Raw genomic sequence first — 16,155 nt, forward strand, 5'->3', positions numbered from 1 at the left:
CTTCATCACCGCCCCAGATACACTTCGATGACCCGTTCGTCGTTCTGCACCTGCTCCATCGTGCCTTCGGCCAGTACGGAGCCTTCGCACAGCACCGTGACCTTGCCTTGCTGGGCGATCTGGGCGACGAAGTCCATGTCGTGCTCCACGACCATCAGCGAGTGCTTGCCCTTGAGCGAGTTGAACAGTTCGCCGGTGCGTTCGGTTTCGGCATCGGTCATGCCGGCCACTGGCTCGTCCAGCAGCAGCAGCCTGGGTTCCTGCATCAGCAGCATGCCGATTTCCAGCCATTGTTTCTGCCCGTGCGAGAGCAGGCCCGCCGTGCGCTGGAACTGGGCAGAGAGGCCGACGGTTTCCAGCACTTCGCCGATGCGGTCGGCCTGTTCGCCGCGCAGGCGTGCGCCCAGTACCGGCCAGACGCGCTTGTCGGCCTTCATCGCCAGTTCGAGGTTCTCGAAGACGCTGTGCGCCTCGAACACGGTGGGCCGCTGGAATTTGCGGCCAATTCCGGCGTTGGCGATCTGTGTTTCGCTCAAGGTGGTCAGGTCGATGTTCTGGCCGAAGAATGCCGTGCCGCTGCTGGGGCGGGTCTTGCCGGTGATGATGTCCATCATCGTGGTCTTGCCCGCGCCGTTGGGGCCGATGATGCAGCGCAGTTCCCCTACGCCGATGTCCAGCGTGAGGTTGTTGATGGCCTTGAAGCCGTCGAACACCACGTTCACGCTGTCCAGGTAGAGGATCACGCCGTGGCGGGTATCGACTTCGCTGCTGGCCGCGCGGCCATAGCTGGCATGGCCGCCCAGTTCGTGTTCCGGGTTCATGATGAGGGTGGTGGGGCCGTCGTCACGCATGGGTTTGCTCCTTGTCCTTGTTGCGCCGGTTCAGCAGCTTGCGTGCCAGGCCCACGATGCCCTGCGGCAGGAAGATCGTCACCAGCACGAACAGCGCGCCCAGTGCGTACAGCCAGTATTCCGGCATGGCGGTGGTGAACCAGGTTTTCAGGCCATTGACCACGCCTGCGCCGATGAGGGGGCCGATGAGTGTGCCGCGCCCGCCGGTGGCCACCCAGATGACCATTTCGATGGAGTGGGCCGGGGACATTTCCGAGGGGTTGATGATGCCCACCTGCGGCACATACAGCGCGCCCGCAATGCCGCAGAGGATGGCCGACAGCGTCCAGATGAACAGCTTGAAGCCCAGCGGTTCGTAACCGATGAAGCGCACCCGCGCTTCGGCATCGCGCACGGCGGTGAGCACGCGCCCGTAGCGCGACTGCACCAGCGCGCGCGCCAGCACCAGCGTGCCCAGCAGCACGGCCAGCGTGAGCCAGAACAGCGCGGCACGGGTGCCGGGAGCCGTCAGGTCCAGCCCCCAGATGGAGCGAAAATCCGTGAAGCCGTTGGTGCCGCCAAAGCCCGTCTCGTTGCGGAAGAACAGCAGCATGGCCGCAAAAGTCAGGGCCTGGGTGATGATGGAGAAGTACACGCCCTTGATGCGGGAGCGGAATGCGAAATAGCCGAACACGAAGGCCAGCAGGCCCGGCACCAGCACCACCAGCAGCAGTGCGTAGGCAAAGTGCTCGGTGAAGCTCCAGTACCAGGGGTAGTCCGTCCAGCCCAGAAAGGACATGAAGCCCGGCAGGCCGGAGCCGCCCGCCTGTGCCGCAGCGGCAGCGGTGGCGCGCGTCAGGTACATGCCCATGGCATAGCCGCCCAGCGCGAAGAAGATGCCATGCCCCAGCGAGAGAATCCCGGCATAGCCCCACACCAGATCGAGGGCCAGCGCGGCCAGCGCGTAGCACATGAACTTGCCCAGCAGGGCGACGGTGTGCGCCGGAACGTGCAGGGCATGGCCCGCCGGAAACAGCAGGTTGCACAGTGGCAGCAGGGCCAGCACGGCCGCAACGCTGGCAATGCCCGCCCACATGCGCGGCGAGAACAGCGGCTGGCGCGTCAGGGCCAGCATTTCGGAGGTCGTCGGTCGGGTCATTCCACACTCCTGCCCTTGGGGGCAAACAAACCTTGGGGGCGTTTCTGGATGAACAGCACGATCAGCACCAGCACGGCAATCTTGGCCAGCACTGCCCCGGCAAACGGCTCCATGAACTTGCTGATGCTGCCCAGCGCGAATGCGGCAATCACCGTGCCCGCCAGTTGGCCCACGCCCCCCAGCACCACGACCATGAAGGAGTCGATGATGTAGGCCCGCCCCAGGTCAGGCCCGACGTTGCCCAATTGCGACAGGGCCACGCCGCCCAGCCCGGCAATGCCCGCGCCCAGGCCGAAGGTGAGCATGTCGATGCGCCCGGTGGGCACGCCCACGCAGTCGGCCATGCGGCGGTTCTGCGTGATGGAGCGCACGAACAGGCCCAGCCGCGTGTGGTTCAGCAGCAGCCAGACGAACAGCACCACCAGCAGCGAGAACACGATGATGGCCAGCCGGTTGTAGCTGAGCACCAGCCCGTTCATGACTTCCACACCGCCGCTGAGCCAGCCGGGGTTCGCCACTTCCACGTTCTGCGCTCCGAACAGGCTGCGCACCGCCTGCATCAGCACCAGGCTGATGCCCCAGGTGGCCAGCAGTGTCTCCAGTGGGCGGCCATAGAGCCAGCGGATGACGGTGCGCTCCAGCACCATGCCCACGCAGGCGGTCAGGCAGAACGCCACGGGCAGGGCGGCCAGCACATACCAGTCCAGCCACTGCGGTGCCCACTGGCGGAAGGCCAGTTGCACCAGCCAGGTGGCATATGCGCCGATCATCAGGAATTCGCCGTGCGCCATGTTGATGACTCCCATCAGCCCGAAGGTGATGGCCAGCCCCAGTGCGGCCAGCAGCAGCACGCTGCCCAGGCTCAGGCCGTAGAACAGATTGCCGGCCCATTCGATCTTCTTCAGGTGCGCATCCAGTTTCTGCACGGCCTGCGCGGCGGCGGTGCGCACGGCCAGGTCGGGTTCGTGGAACTGGCCTTCGGCATTCTTTTCCAGCATGGCGGCCAGTGGTGCGCGGAACGATGCTTCCTGCGCATGGGCCAGCAGATTGACGGCATGCAGCCGTGTCGAGGCATCGGGGCTTTGCAGTTCCAGGCTGGCCACGGCGATCTGCAAGGCTTTTTTCACGGCGGGGTCTGGCTCGGTGGCCAGGGCCACGTTCAGTTGCGGCAACAAGTCAGCGTCCTGACTGTGGCGCAGTTGCCGCGCCGCTTGCAGGCGGGTGGCGGTATCGGTGGCGTGCAATTGGGCGGTGGCCAGCGCACTGGCCAAGGCACGGCGCAGGCGGTTGTTGATGGTGATGCGCGTGGCCGTCTCGGGCAGGGTGGCGGCGGTGCCATCGGCTGTGGTGACGGCATCGCCCGCGCCCGACTGCAACCAGAGCTGGCCTGCGGCCGGGTCGGCATACAGCCTGCCTTCGTGCAGGGCCTGCAATACCACGATGGCCTGCGGGTCGCTGCTGCGCCCCAACTGGCCGATGGCCGCCAGCCGCTCGTCATTGCTGGCAGCGGCCAGCGCGGCCAGGGTGCGCGGCTCCAGGGCGGCATGGCCGGGCAATGGCCACAGGCTCACCAGTGCCAGCAACAGCGCGGCCAGCCACGCCGGGGCAAGCCGCAGCAGGGGTCTGCGGAGGTGGGGGATGGGAAGGTGCATGTTCATGGTGCAAAAGCCTGGGCGAGCGAAACAGGAAGTCCGTGCCGTGCCCACGGGGTCTGCCGGACCGGGGTGGGCGGTGGCACGGTTCAGGCCGGCTTATTTCGCCGGAGCCTTGTCGGATTTTTTCTCGTTGCCCGGCAGGTACGGACTCCAGGGCTGGGCGCGGATCGGGCCGTCCGTCTTCCAGACCACATCAAACTGGCCATCCTCGCGGATTTCGCCGATATAGACGGGTTTGTGCAGGTGGTGGTTGCTCTCGTCGAACTTCACCGTGTAGCCGCTGGGCGAGGCAATGCTCTGGCCACCGATGGCTGCGATCACCTTGTCCACTTCGGTGCTGCCCGCTTTCTCGACGGCTTGCTTCCAGAGGTTGATGCCGATGTAGGTCGCTTCCATCGGGTCGTTCGTCACCACGGATTCGGCCTTGGGCAGGTTCTTGGCCTTGGCATAGGCCTTCCACTTGCTGATGAAGGCGGCATTGGTGGGGTTGTCGATGCTCTGGAAGTAGTTCCACGCGGCCAGATGGCCTACCAGCGGCTTGGTATCGACACCGCGCAGTTCCTCCTCGCCCACCGAGAAGGCGACCACGGGCACGTCGGTGGCCTTCAGCCCCGCATTGCCCAGCTCCTTGTAGAACGGCACGTTGGAATCCCCATTGATGGTGGAGACCACGGCGGTCGGGCCACCGGCGGCAAAGCGTTTGATGTCGGCGATGATGGTCTGGTAGTCCGCATGGCCAAACGGCGTATAGACCTCCATGATGTTGGCATCGGTGATGCCCTTGCTGTGCAGGAAGGCACGCAGAATCTTGTTGGTGGTGCGCGGGTACACATAGTCGGTGCCCAGCAGCACAAAGCGTTTGGCCCCGCCGCCATCCTCGCTCAGCAGGTATTCCACGGCCGGGATGGCCTGCTGGTTGGGGGCCGCGCCGGTGTAGAACACATTGCGCTCCAGCTCCTCGCCCTCGTACTGCACGGGGTAGAACAGCAGGCCATTGAGTTCCTTGAACACCGGCAGCACGGCCTTGCGCGAGGCCGAAGTCCAGTTGCCGAACACCACGGCAACTTTTTCCTTGGCCAGCAGTTCACGGGCCTTTTCGGCGAACAGCGGTTCACTGGAGGCCGGATCGACCACCACGGCTTCCAGCTTCTTGCCCAGCACACCGCCACTGGCGTTGATCTCGTCGATGGTCATCAGCGCGACATCCTTCAGGGCGGTTTCCGAGATGGCCATCGTGCCGGTCAGCGAATGCAGGATGCCGACCTTGATGGTGTCCTGCGCATGGGCCGAGAGCGTCAGGCCGGATGTGGCCAGAATGCCTGCGACCGTCAGTTGCTTGAGGATGAATCTGCGTTGCATGGTGTGTGCCTTTCAATCAGGGGGAAGCCATTGGATGGGGATGCGGGCGGGTGTTGCAGCCAGGTGAAAACACTGTGCCGAGAACCCCCGTGCCATGCCGGTTACGCAAATCGTGTGCCATGTTGCTTGGCTGCCGTCATTTCGGCCTTCGCCCACTGCTGTCCGGAATATTGTGAGAGGGCTGCCAATGGTGCCATTGCAACTGCCCCCAACACACAAACCGCCGTCATTCCGGCGCAGGCCGGAATCCAGTAACACATTGTTTCATTGGGACATATCGGTGTTTTTTGCAACGTCGTCACTGGATTCCGGCCTGCGCCGGAATGACGGTGCTGGGTAGTTTGATGAAGTGTAAAAATTGGAATCTGAGTTTGCCTGAAGCGCAGTAAATCCAGCCATAACAAGGCATTGAGAATGCACGCCTGAATTTATTCCGGACAGCAGTGGGCCTTCGCCGCAATGATGGTGCAAGATCAGTTCACGAATGGTGGAGATTGGATCGCTCCTGCGCTCCTGCGCAGGAACGCCGCTCCCGCCGCTCCAGCGGTATGCCACCACATGGCGCACGCAGGGGGTGCTGTCTGCCTTGAACTGGTGCGCCCATGCACCAAAAACGCCAGCACAGCACGGGCAGGCCGATACCTGACCAGACCATGCCAGCCGAACGAACGCATCAGTCCTACAGCAGCGGCGACCGTCGCTGTGGATTCAGATACATATTGTTGTTTGCAAAGGATTTATAGGGGTTTTTGGTGTTTTCTGCATGCCGTGGCAGGCAGGGGTGTGGCCATTGGATTGCCGGTTCGCAGTGCGGTGGCACAGCTTTTGCACAGGGTCTTGCCACTGGTATACAAGAAAGGATTCCGCCGCATGCCTTCCCCCATCTCCCTCTCTTTGCCCACCACCGGCTGGACGCTGGCGCAGTGGCGCGATGCCTATGCCCACGGTGCGGAACCGGCCCGTCTGCTGGCAGCACTGCGTGCGGGTCTGCTCCCGGACGATCCGGCCTGGATCAGCCTTGCCAGCCCGCAACAGCTCGATGCGCAGTGTCGGCATCTGCAAGCCCTGCTGGAGCAGGCCGGTGGCGATCCAAGCCGGTTGCCGCTGTATGGCGTGCCCTTTGCCGTCAAGGACAACATCGATGCGGCGGGCTGGCGGACCACTGCCGCCTGCCCCGCATTCGCCTACACCGCGCAGCACGATGCCCTGGTCGTGGAGAAGTTGCGTGCGGCGGGGGCCATTCTGATCGGCAAGACCAACCTCGACCAGTTCGCCACCGGGCTGGTGGGCACGCGCTCCCCGTATGGTGCCGTGCCCAATGCGTTTGACCCGGCCTATATCAGCGGTGGTTCCAGTTCCGGCTCGGCCAGTGTGGTGGCGCGTGGGCTGGTGCCGTTCGCGCTGGGCACGGATACCGCCGGTTCCGGGCGTGTGCCAGCGGCCTTCAACAATATCGTGGGCCTCAAACCCACCAAGGGCTGGGTCAGCAATACCGGGCTGGTGCCTGCCTGCCGCACGCTGGACTGCATCACGGCCTTTGCCCTGACCGTGGAAGATGCCGCGCAGGCGGTGCGCATTTTCTCGGGCTACGACCCTGCCGATGCCTACAGCCGTCCGCGTCCGGCGGTCACGCCGGCACCGATGCCCGCCCAGCCGCGTCTGGCCGTGCCCACTGCGCCTGCATTCTTTGGCGATGAGTTGGCTGCCGAACACTTCGCCCAGGCACTGGCGCAGTTGCGGGCGCAGGGGGCCACGCTGGTGGAGATCGATTTCAGCCCCTTTGCCGAACTCGCAGCCCTGCTGTACCAGGGGCCGTGGGTGGCCGAGCGGCAGGTGGCCATGCAGCCCTGGCTCGATGAACGGCCCGATGCCATCGACCCCGTGGTGCGGCAGGTTGTGCAGCAGGCCAGCGGTTATACGGCTGCCGATGCCTTCCGGGCCGAATACCGCCGCGCCGCACTCAGCCGCCAGATTCAACAGCTTCTGGCGCAGGTGGATGCGCTGGTCGTGCCTTCCACGCCCACCATCTTCACCATCGAGCAGTTGCGGCAGGAGCCGGTGCAGCGCAATTCCGCGCTGGGCACTTACACGAATTTCACGAATCTGGCCGACCTGTGCGCGCTGGCATTGCCTGCCGGTCTGCGCAGCGATGGCCTGCCAGCAGGCATCACGCTGATTGCCCCGGCCTGGCACGACGGCACATTGGTGGATTTCGGCCTGCGCTGGCAGGCGAAGCAAGGCCTGCCAGCAGGCGCGCCGGGGGTGGTACAGCCACTGGCCGATTCGGCCACGCCCCCGGCCAATCCGCTGGACGAGCGGCAGGAGATTGTGCTGGCCGTGGTGGGCGCACACCTGCGCGGCATGCCGCTGAACCACCAGCTCAGCAGCCGCAAGGCACGTTTTCTGGAGGAAACGCAGACCGCGCACGGCAGTTACCGCCTCTACGCCCTGCCGGGAACCACGCCCCCCAAACCCGGCCTGCGGCACACGCCGGGGCAGGGCGCGGCAGTGGTGGTGGAGCTGTGGGCACTCACGCCCCATGCGTTTGGTGAATTCACCGCCGAAGTGCCTGCACCGCTGGGCATCGGCAACGTGGTGCTGGCCGATGGCCGCAGCGTCAAGGGCTTCATCTGCGAACCCGCCGCGCTGGAAGGGGCCACCGACATCACCGCGTTCGGCGGCTGGCGGGCCTATCTGCAAAGCCTGTGATTTCGCTGCATTCATGTACCCCATTCCATTCGGAGAACTGCTGACATGTTCCATACCGTTCTGATTGCCAACCGGGGCGAGATCGCCGTCCGCGCCATTCGCACCCTGAAGAAACTCGGCATCCAAAGCGTGGCCATTTATTCCGATGCCGACCGCAACGCCGAGCACGTTCAACTGGCCGATGTGGCCATCGCGCTGGGGGGGGACAAACCCGCCGACAGCTATCTGCGCATCGACAAAGTCATCGATGCCTGTCGGCAAACCGGGGCGCAGGCGGTTTTTCCTGGCTATGGTTTCCTGTCGGAAAGCACCGAGTTCGGCAGGGTGTGCGAGGAAAATGGCATCGTCTTCATCGGCCCGACAGCGGTGCAGATCGAGGAGTTTGGCCTCAAGCACCGTGCCCGCGAACTCGCCGCTGCCGCCGGTGTGCCGATGACCCCCGGCACGGGCCTGCTGGCCAGCATCGATGAGGCCCTGACGCAGGCCGACCGCATTGGCTACCCGGTCATGCTCAAGACCACGGCAGGCGGCGGTGGCATTGGCCTGACGCGCTGCAACTGCGCCGACGATCTGCGCAAGGCATTCGAGAGCGTGCAACGCCTGGGCGAGACGTTTTTCCGCGACGGGGGCGTGTTCATCGAACGCTTCGTCGATCACGCCCGCCATGTGGAAGTGCAGATTTTTGGCGATGGCAAGGGCCGTGTGGTGGCACTGGGCGAGCGCGATTGTTCGGTGCAACGCCGCAACCAGAAAATCATCGAGGAAACGCCCGCGCCCCATCTGCCGCAGGCCACGCGCGAGGCCCTGCTGCAAGCGGCGGTGCGGCTGGGCGAATCCATCCAGTACCGCAGTGCGGGCACCGTGGAGTTCGTCTATGACGCTGCGCGCGATGCATTCTATTTTCTGGAAGTGAACACGCGCTTGCAGGTGGAGCATCCCGTCACCGAAGCCGTCACCGGGCTGGACCTGGTGGAGTGCATGCTGCGCGTGGCGGCCGATGCGCCGCTGGACTGGGGCGCGCTTTCGCGCCCGCCGCAGGGCGCGGCCATCGAGGTGCGGCTGTATGCCGAAGACCCGCTGAAGAACTTCCAGCCCTCGCCCGGCACGCTCACCGATGTGCATTTTCCCGATGGTGTGCGGGTCGATGGCTGGGTGGGCACTGGCACGGAGGTCGCGCCGTTCTACGACCCGATGATTGCCAAGATCATCGTGCGTGGCCAAGACCGTGCCGATGCCCTGGCCCGCCTGCAAGCGGCCCTGGCCGAGACCCGCATCCACGGCATTGCCACCAATCTCGATTACCTGCGCCAGATCGTGGCCGCCCCGCGCTTTCTGCAAGGCGAGATCAGCACCCAGTTTCTGAACGACTTCCACTTCGTGCCGCACATTGTTGAAGTGCTGGTGGCCGGAACCGCCACCAGTGTGCAGGACTACCCTGGCCGCGAAGGCTACTGGGACATTGGCGTGCCGCCGTCCGGCCCGATGGACGACTACGCATTGCGCATGGCGAACCGGCTGGTGGGCAATGCCCCGCAGGCGGCCGCACTGGAATGCACGCTCAACGGCCCCACGCTGAAGTTCCATTGCGATGCCATCGTGGCCCTGACCGGCGCGAACACCCCGGCCACGCTGGATGGTGACGAATGCCCGCTGTGGAGTGCGTTCGACGTGAAGGCCGGGCAGGTGCTGAAGCTGGGCAAGGTGCTGTCGGGCTGCCGCAGCTATGTGGCGGTGCGCAATGGCATCGACGTGCCGCTGTACCTGGGCAGCCGCGCCACCTTCGCGCTGGGACAGTTTGGCGGACACGCCGGGCGGGTGTTGCGCACTGGTGACACGCTGGCCATTTCGCAGCCGCAACTGCCGGCCTGCACCACGCCCGCGCCAGTGGCGCAACCCGAGCGGCTGGATGCGCAACTGGTGCCGACCTATCCCAGCCACTGGCATATTGGCGTGGTCTATGGCCCGCATGGCGCACCGGACTTTCTCACGCCCGAAGCCATTGACATGTTCTTCGCCACCGACTGGCAGGTGCATTACAACTCCAACCGGCTGGGCATCCGGCTGGTCGGCCCCAGGCCCATCTGGGCACGCAGCGACGGTGGCGAGGCCGGGCTGCATCCTTCCAATGTGCACGATTGCGAGTACGCCATCGGCAGCATCAATTTCTCCGGCGACACGCCCATCATCCTCACCCGCGACGGCCCCAGCCTGGGCGGCTTCGTCTGCCCGGTGACGATCGCCAAGGCCGAGCTGTGGAAGGTCGGGCAGGTCAAGCCCGGCGATACCATCCGCTTCCAGCCGCTGTCCTGTGCGCAGGCCGTGGCCTTGCAACAGCGGCAGGAAGCGGCGATTGCCACGCTCCAGGCCCCACCCGAAGGCATTGCCAGCCTGCCGCTGGCGGCTCCGGATGCGCTGGAGAGCACGATAGTGGCCAGCCTGCCCGCCAGCGGGCACCAGCCGCGCATCACCTACCGCCAGGCGGGCGACAGCTACCTGCTGCTGGAATACGGCGAGAACGAGCTGCACATTGCCGCGCGGCTGCACATTCACCTGCTGATGCAGCACTTGCAGGCCCAGCCGATTGCGGGCGTGTTCGAGCTGTCGCCCGGCGTGCGTTCGCTGCAAGTGCGCTACGACAGCCTCACCATCGGCCAGCCGGAACTGGTGGCGCGGCTGCTGGAGATCGAGAAACAATTGCCTGATGTCACCACCGTCACCGTGCCCACCCGCGTCGTGCATCTGCCGGTAGCCTGGGAAGACAGTGCCACGCTGGGAGCGGTGCAACGCTACCAGGAAACCGTCAAGCCCCAGGCCCCGTGGCTGCCGAACAATGTCGATTTCATCCAGCGCATCAACGGGCTGGACAGCCGCGAGGACGTGCGCCGCATCTTCTTCGAGACCCGCTACCTTGTCATGGGGCTGGGTGACGTTTATCTGGGTGCACCCTGTGCCGTGCCGCTGGACCCGCGCCATCGCCTGCTCACCTCCAAGTACAACCCGGCGCGCACCTTCACCGCCGAAGGCACGGTGGGCATTGGCGGCGTGTACATGTGCATCTATGGCATGGATTCGCCCGGCGGCTACCAGTTGGTGGGGCGCACCGTGCCGATCTGGAACAAGTTTCTGAAGAACCCCGTGTTCCATGCAGGCCAGCCGTGGCTGTTGCGCTTTTTTGACCAGGTGCGCTTCTACCCGGTCAGCGAGGCGGAACTCAACCAGTTCCGCGAGGATTTCCGCGAAGGCCGCGCCACCGTGCGCATCGAGGAGGAAACCTTCGACTATGCCGTCTACCGGAAATTCCTTGCAGACAACGCTGCCAGCATTGCTGCGTTCAAGGAACGGCAGGCCCGCGCCTTCACCGACGAAGTGGCCCTGTGGCAGGCCGACGACATGACCGCCAGCGAGCCGCCTGCGGTCGAGACCAGCACCGTCACCCTGCAAGATGGCCAGAGCCTGATCGAAGCCGACCTGTCGGGCAACATCTGGAAAGTGCCGGTATCCAGCGGACAAAGCGTCAAGGCCGGGGATACCCTGCTCATCGTCGAAGCCATGAAGATGGAAATTCACGTCAGCGCACCAGCCGATGGCACAGTGGTGGACATCCTCTGCCAGCCTGGCCGCCCCGTCAGCAGTGGCGATGCCCTGCTGGTCTTTGCGGCAGCGGCCTGATGGGTCGGGAAAGGTCGCCATGAACACTGCCGCCCCGCGCCTGCGGCTGCGCATGCAGCAAAAGGCCAGTGCCACGCCCAGCCTGGCCGAACAGGTCTATGCGCACCTGAAGCACGACCTGTTCGAGCTGGCCCTGTTGCCGGGCGAGCACTTCAGCGAAACCGAGCTGGTGCAGGCCCTGGGCGTGAGCCGCACCCCCGTGCGGCAGGCCTTGCAGCAACTGGCACGGGAAGGCTTTGTGCAGGTCAGCCAGCGCAATGGCTGGCAGGTGCGGCCTTTCGACTTCGAGCGGTTCGAGCAGTTGTACGACGTGCGCATCGTGCTGGAGCTGGCAGCAGTGGAACGCCTGTGTGCCTTGCCCGATGTGGCCGAACAGGCCGAGCTGCAACAATTGCAGCGCGCCTGGCAAGTGCCGCTGGCCGAGCGTCTGCCCGCCTGCCGCGAAGCCGCGCTGCTGGACGAGGCATTCCATTGCACACTGGTACAGGCCACCGGCAACGCCCAGATGGCCGAAATCCACCGCGACATCACCGAGAAAATCAGCATCATCCGCCGCCTCGACTTCACCCAGCGCGCCCGCGTCGATACCACCTACGAGGAACACGCAGCCATTCTGCAAGCGGTACTGCGCCACCGCAGCGACAGTGCCCGCAGCCTGTTGCGCGCACACATCGAAGCCAGCAAGGCCGAGGTGCGCAAGATCACACTGCACCACCTGCACACTGCCCGGGCCGGGCTGAAATCGTAAACCTAATCCGAGTGGCACTTACTTAAGCCTGTTTCCCGTCATTCCGGGCTTGACCCGGCAATCCAGTGACAAAGCAAGCCAAGAGAAACGAATGTGTTTTTTCTCCATGTCGTCACTGGATTGCGGCCTTCGCCGCAATGACGGCGTTCAGTAAGTGCCATTCGCCCTAATCCAGCAGGTCGGAGTAATCACCATGGCCATAGCCGTCCAGTTGCTCCCAGGGCAGGGCTTCGGGGGCGTCGATGGCTTCCACGCTGAGGCGGTAATAGGTGGTGTCGTGCGGGCCACGGCGCAGTACCCGCAGTGGGTATTGCTTTTCGGTGTCCCAGGCGACTTCGGTCATGCTTTCATCGGCAAAGCGGCGGTAGAGCTGAATGCCGTCCTTGGGTTGGCCGATCGGGTGCAGGCCTTCCAGCGAGCTGGGCGGGATCACCCAGTAGGTGGCATCCCAGGAGCCGTTGTAGCCCACATTGCCCTGGTGTGCGGTTTCCACGTCGATCAGACGCTGCATCTTGCGCATGACCACCTGAACCTGGATTTGCCCATCGTTCAGGCGTTCTACCAGAATGGGTGCATCCTGTGCCTCGGTGTGGGCGTGGCCTGCATGGGGGCCTGCGGCCTGCGATGCGAGGTGGCCGTGTGCCAGGCTGTCCTGAATGGACTGCGGCACGTCTTTTTCCACCCAGACCTTGTTGCCCTGGCGGTGCATCCGCTTGGTGTAGCTGACTTCGCGCTGCACACTGTCACTGCCGATGGTGATGGTGTGGTATTTGAGCAGCAGATGGGCGTCGGGTGCGGAAGGCGACAGGGCTGCGGCAGGTGAGCCTGCACAGGCCAGTGCCACTGCCCACATGACGCAGCGACCGTGGCGCACGGGGCGGTGCAGCCATTGCGTTGCAGAAAACCAGGCCCTGTTGAAGGTGCTGAACATGCGATTCCAAACCATCGAAACTATATAAAAAAAACAAAAGAGGCCATGCCGTTGCCGGTATGCCTCTGCCGTGGCGGGACTGGGAGGCCGCCTTGTCTGGAGACCGTCCCAAGTCCAACAGGATCACAGACCCGAAGCAGCACGCACTTTCTCGAACACCTTGGTGTTGTCGTAAGTGCCCTTGAAGTGCTGGGAACCTGCTCCACCGGCGTACAGCATCACGTCGCCACCACCGTGGGTTTCGGAGCCGGGGCCACCGCGCAGTTCGATGCCGACTTCCTGGAGGAAGTTATCGGCTGTGGTATCGACATTGCTGAGGTCCTGGCGTGCGGCACTGCGGGCAGGCGAGAGGAAGGGCTGGCCGTCGTCGCTGTTGATGGCTCCCTCGGCGGCACGTCCGCCGTTGCCGAACACCAGCGTGGTGTAGGGCTTGCCATCGGAGGCCTTGACCACGTCACCGCTGCTGTAGTCGTGTACCAGACCGAGGATCGGGTTGCCGATCTTGGTGTAGCCGTTGAAGGCCATCGCATGGTCATGGTCGGCGGTGACGACGATCAGGGTGTTTTGCAGGCCGGGGTCTTTCTGGCCCATGAAGTCCAGGGCCTTCTGTACCGCTGCGTCCAGTGCGAGGGTGTCTTCCAGCGCGCGCTTGGCATTGGAGCCGTGCAGGGCGTGGTCGATGCGGCCGCCTTCGACCATCAGGAAGAAGCCGTTGTCATTGCGGCTGAGCACTTGCAGGGCCTTCTCGGTCATCTGCGATAGGCTGGGCTCGTTCTTCTGGAGCTTCACGCGATCCAGTTCATAGGCCAGTTCGCTGTTGGCGAAGATGCCCAGCAGCTTGCTGGTGTTGCTCACATCCAGGCTGGCCAGTGCGGAGCCGGAGTCCACATACGCATAGCCCTGTGTCTTCAGGTCTTCGACCAGATTGCGCTCGTCGGTGCGGCGGCTGCTGGCATACACCGACTTGGGCAGGTAGTTGCGCCAGCCGCCACCGAGCATCACATCAATGCCGTTCTTCAGGCGCGGGTTGAACTCGGGGTAGCCCGGCACGGACTGTTCGGCAATGGTGTTGTAGGCATTGCGGTTGCAGACGTGGGCGTAGGTGGTGGCAGGCGTGGCATGGCCCAGACGGGTGTTGGAGACCACGCCGGTGGAGCGGCCCTTGTCGATGGACAGCTCCAGCAGGGTTTCGGCTGCCTGGCCATTGCCTGTCGGACAGGTGGTGTCCTCGCCGCTGATGTACTGCGAGCCATCAGGGGCATAGGCCAGGGTTTCTGCGGACATGGAGATGACTTCGTTGTTCATCTTCACGCCGGTCATGTAGGCGGCCATCGACGGGGCACTGTCGGTGGTCTGGCCGTCGCGCGAGAAGGTCTTGATGCGACCGGCATGGCCCAGGTTCTGCATCGCCAGCTTGGCGCGTTCGGGCGATTCCAGGCTGGCTCCGTTGGCGAGTTCCTTCTCGCCCTTGTAGATGCGCGAGGCGGTGATGGTGACCGGCCCCATGCCGTCGCCCAGGAAGAAGATCACGTTTTTGGCGGTGGCGGTGTTCTGTGCCAGGCTGCCGGTGGCCGTGCCCAGCAGGGCCAGGCCCAGTGCCAGTGCCACGGAGGTCTTGCGGGTGTTGGTGTTCATGTCGAAATTCCTTGGTGTGTGAAGGTGTTGGCGGTTCACTTCAGGTCGATGGCGGTCTTGACCAGGCCGAACACGTCGGTGTTGGTCAGCGTGCCACGGAAGTTGTCCGCACCCAGGCCCTTGGCTCCCAGGAACACATCGCCGCCACCGTGGGTTTCCACTTGCAGCGGAATCACGGCTTCTTGCAGGTAATTGGGGTTTTCCATGTCGGCGGCGGTGAGCGGCGCGCGTGCATCAGGGCGATTCGGGCCGTTGCCGAAGCCCAGAATCGTGTAGCTGTTGCCGCTGATGTCCTTGGACTCGCTGCCATTGACGTAGTTGTTCACCAGGCCCAGCACACCGGGCTTGCCCGGCTCGGTCTTGCCGGTGCGCGCGGCATAGCCGTTCATTTGCAGGGTGTGGTCATGGTCGGCAGTCACCACCACCAGGGTGTTTTGCAGGCCGGGGTCGATGGTTTCCAGCTTGGCCAATGCGGTCTTGATGGCTTCGTCAAAGGCCACGGTGTCCTGCAATGCCCGGCGGGCATTGGTGGCGTGCAGCGCGTGGTCAATGCGCCCGCCTTCCACCATCAGGAAAAAGCCCTTTTTCTGGGCCGCCAGCACGTCGATGGCCTTGGCGGTCATCTCGGCAATGCTGGGTTCCTTGGTCGGGTCGCGGTCCAGGTCGTAGCTCATGTCGCTCTGTGTGAACAGGCCCACGACCTTGCGGCCATCGGTGGGCAACTGGTCGAAACCGGCACGGTCGGTGGTGACCGTGTAGTTGGCTTTCTTCAGCTCTTCGAGCAACTGGCGTTTGTCGTTGCGGTGGCCGCCTTCTTCCTTGGGCACGAAGTTGCGGATGCCACCACCCAGCACCACGTCGATGCCGTCGGCCAGCTTGGCGTTGTAGCCCTGGCCACCGGGCACGAGGGCTGCGGCAATCGTGTTGTAGGCATCACGGTGGCACACATGGGCGTAGGCGGTTGCCGGGGTGGCATGGGTCACGCGGGTGGTGGTGACGATGCCGGTGCCGTAACCGGCGGCTTTCATCTGCTCCAGCAGGGTATCGACGGGCTGACCATTGCCGGTAGCCGGGCAGGTGCTGTCGCTGTCCTGTACATAGGCCTTGCCCTGGGCATCGACCGCGCTGGTGTCGGCGGACATGGAGATGACCTCGTTGTTCATCTTCACGCCGGTCATGTAGGCGGCCATCGACGGGGCACTGTCCGTGACCTGACCGTCGCGCGAATAGGTGTGGACGAAGGCGGTTTCCGGCAGGGTGTCGATGGTCAGTTCACCGTCTTCGCCTACGGCGTAGATGCGCGCAGCGGTCAGTGTGGTGATGCCCATGCCATCGCCCAGGAAGAACACCACGTTTTTCTGTGGGGCAGGGGTGCTGGCATGGTCGTCGTTGCTGCCGCAGGCGGTCAGTGCGATGGCCGCACCCAGCAAGGTGGGGTAAAACAGTTTCTTGTGCATTGG

10 protein-coding genes are annotated in these 16,155 nt (G+C 64.2%); 3 read left to right on the forward strand and 7 right to left on the reverse strand.

The window, feature by feature from the left end; translation table 11 throughout:
• Positions 1 to 5: 5 nt before the first annotated feature.
• From urtD to urtA, 4 genes are all read right to left on the reverse strand, one after another.
• The gene (urtD, locus tag BUE21_RS04155; protein WP_234971049.1) at positions 6 to 821 is read right to left on the reverse strand and encodes an urea ABC transporter ATP-binding protein UrtD; all 816 of its coding nucleotides are present in this window, start codon (positions 819 to 821) and stop codon (positions 6 to 8) included.
• A gap of 22 nt (positions 822 to 843) precedes the next feature.
• Entirely contained in the window at positions 844 to 1,989 is a 1,146-nt protein-coding gene (urtC, locus tag BUE21_RS04160) for an urea ABC transporter permease subunit UrtC (protein ID WP_073354983.1), read from the reverse strand.
• Positions 1,986 to 3,641, reverse strand: a complete 1,656-nt coding sequence (gene urtB / locus BUE21_RS04165) for an urea ABC transporter permease subunit UrtB (protein ID WP_143164415.1) — start codon at positions 3,639 to 3,641, stop codon at positions 1,986 to 1,988. Before urtB ends, urtC begins: the two co-directional genes overlap by 4 nt.
• Before the next feature lie 99 nt (positions 3,642 to 3,740).
• Positions 3,741 to 5,003, reverse strand: a complete 1,263-nt coding sequence (urtA, locus tag BUE21_RS04170) for an urea ABC transporter substrate-binding protein (RefSeq protein WP_073354985.1) — start codon at positions 5,001 to 5,003, stop codon at positions 3,741 to 3,743.
• Positions 5,004 to 5,873: 870 nt separating this feature from the next.
• Here urtA and atzF point away from each other — a divergent pair.
• From atzF to BUE21_RS04185, 3 genes are read left to right on the forward strand one after another with little or no spacing between them, the layout of a single operon-like run.
• Entirely contained in the window at positions 5,874 to 7,712 is a 1,839-nt protein-coding gene (atzF, locus tag BUE21_RS04175) for an allophanate hydrolase (RefSeq protein ID WP_073355142.1), read from the forward strand.
• A 45-nt stretch (positions 7,713 to 7,757) separates the two neighbouring features.
• Positions 7,758 to 11,381: an urea carboxylase gene (uca, locus tag BUE21_RS04180; protein WP_073354988.1), complete on the forward strand. Its 3,624-nt coding sequence runs from the start codon at positions 7,758 to 7,760 to the stop codon at positions 11,379 to 11,381.
• 19 nt (positions 11,382 to 11,400) lie between these two features.
• Positions 11,401 to 12,129 (forward strand): GntR family transcriptional regulator, encoded by a 729-nt coding sequence (locus BUE21_RS04185; protein ID WP_073354991.1) that lies wholly within the window; start codon positions 11,401 to 11,403, stop codon positions 12,127 to 12,129.
• 166 nt (positions 12,130 to 12,295) lie between these two features.
• Here the strand turns inward: BUE21_RS04185 and BUE21_RS04190 are convergent, their stop codons facing one another.
• From BUE21_RS04190 to BUE21_RS04200, 3 genes are all read right to left on the reverse strand, one after another.
• Entirely contained in the window at positions 12,296 to 13,060 is a 765-nt protein-coding gene (locus BUE21_RS04190) for a hypothetical protein (RefSeq protein ID WP_073354994.1), read from the reverse strand.
• A 123-nt stretch (positions 13,061 to 13,183) separates the two neighbouring features.
• On the reverse strand, positions 13,184 to 14,695 hold the full coding sequence (locus tag BUE21_RS04195) for an alkaline phosphatase (protein ID WP_073354997.1): 1,512 nt from the start codon (positions 14,693 to 14,695) through the stop codon (positions 13,184 to 13,186).
• Between the two features lie 35 nt (positions 14,696 to 14,730).
• Positions 14,731 to 16,152 carry an alkaline phosphatase gene (locus BUE21_RS04200; protein ID WP_073355000.1) on the reverse strand — a complete coding sequence of 474 codons (1,422 nt, stop codon included), beginning with the start codon at positions 16,150 to 16,152 and terminating at the stop codon, positions 14,731 to 14,733.
• Positions 16,153 to 16,155 lie beyond the last annotated feature (3 nt).

Source organism: Lampropedia hyalina DSM 16112, assembly GCF_900129055.1.
Taxonomy (GTDB): Bacteria; Pseudomonadota; Gammaproteobacteria; order Burkholderiales; family Burkholderiaceae_C; genus Lampropedia; species Lampropedia hyalina.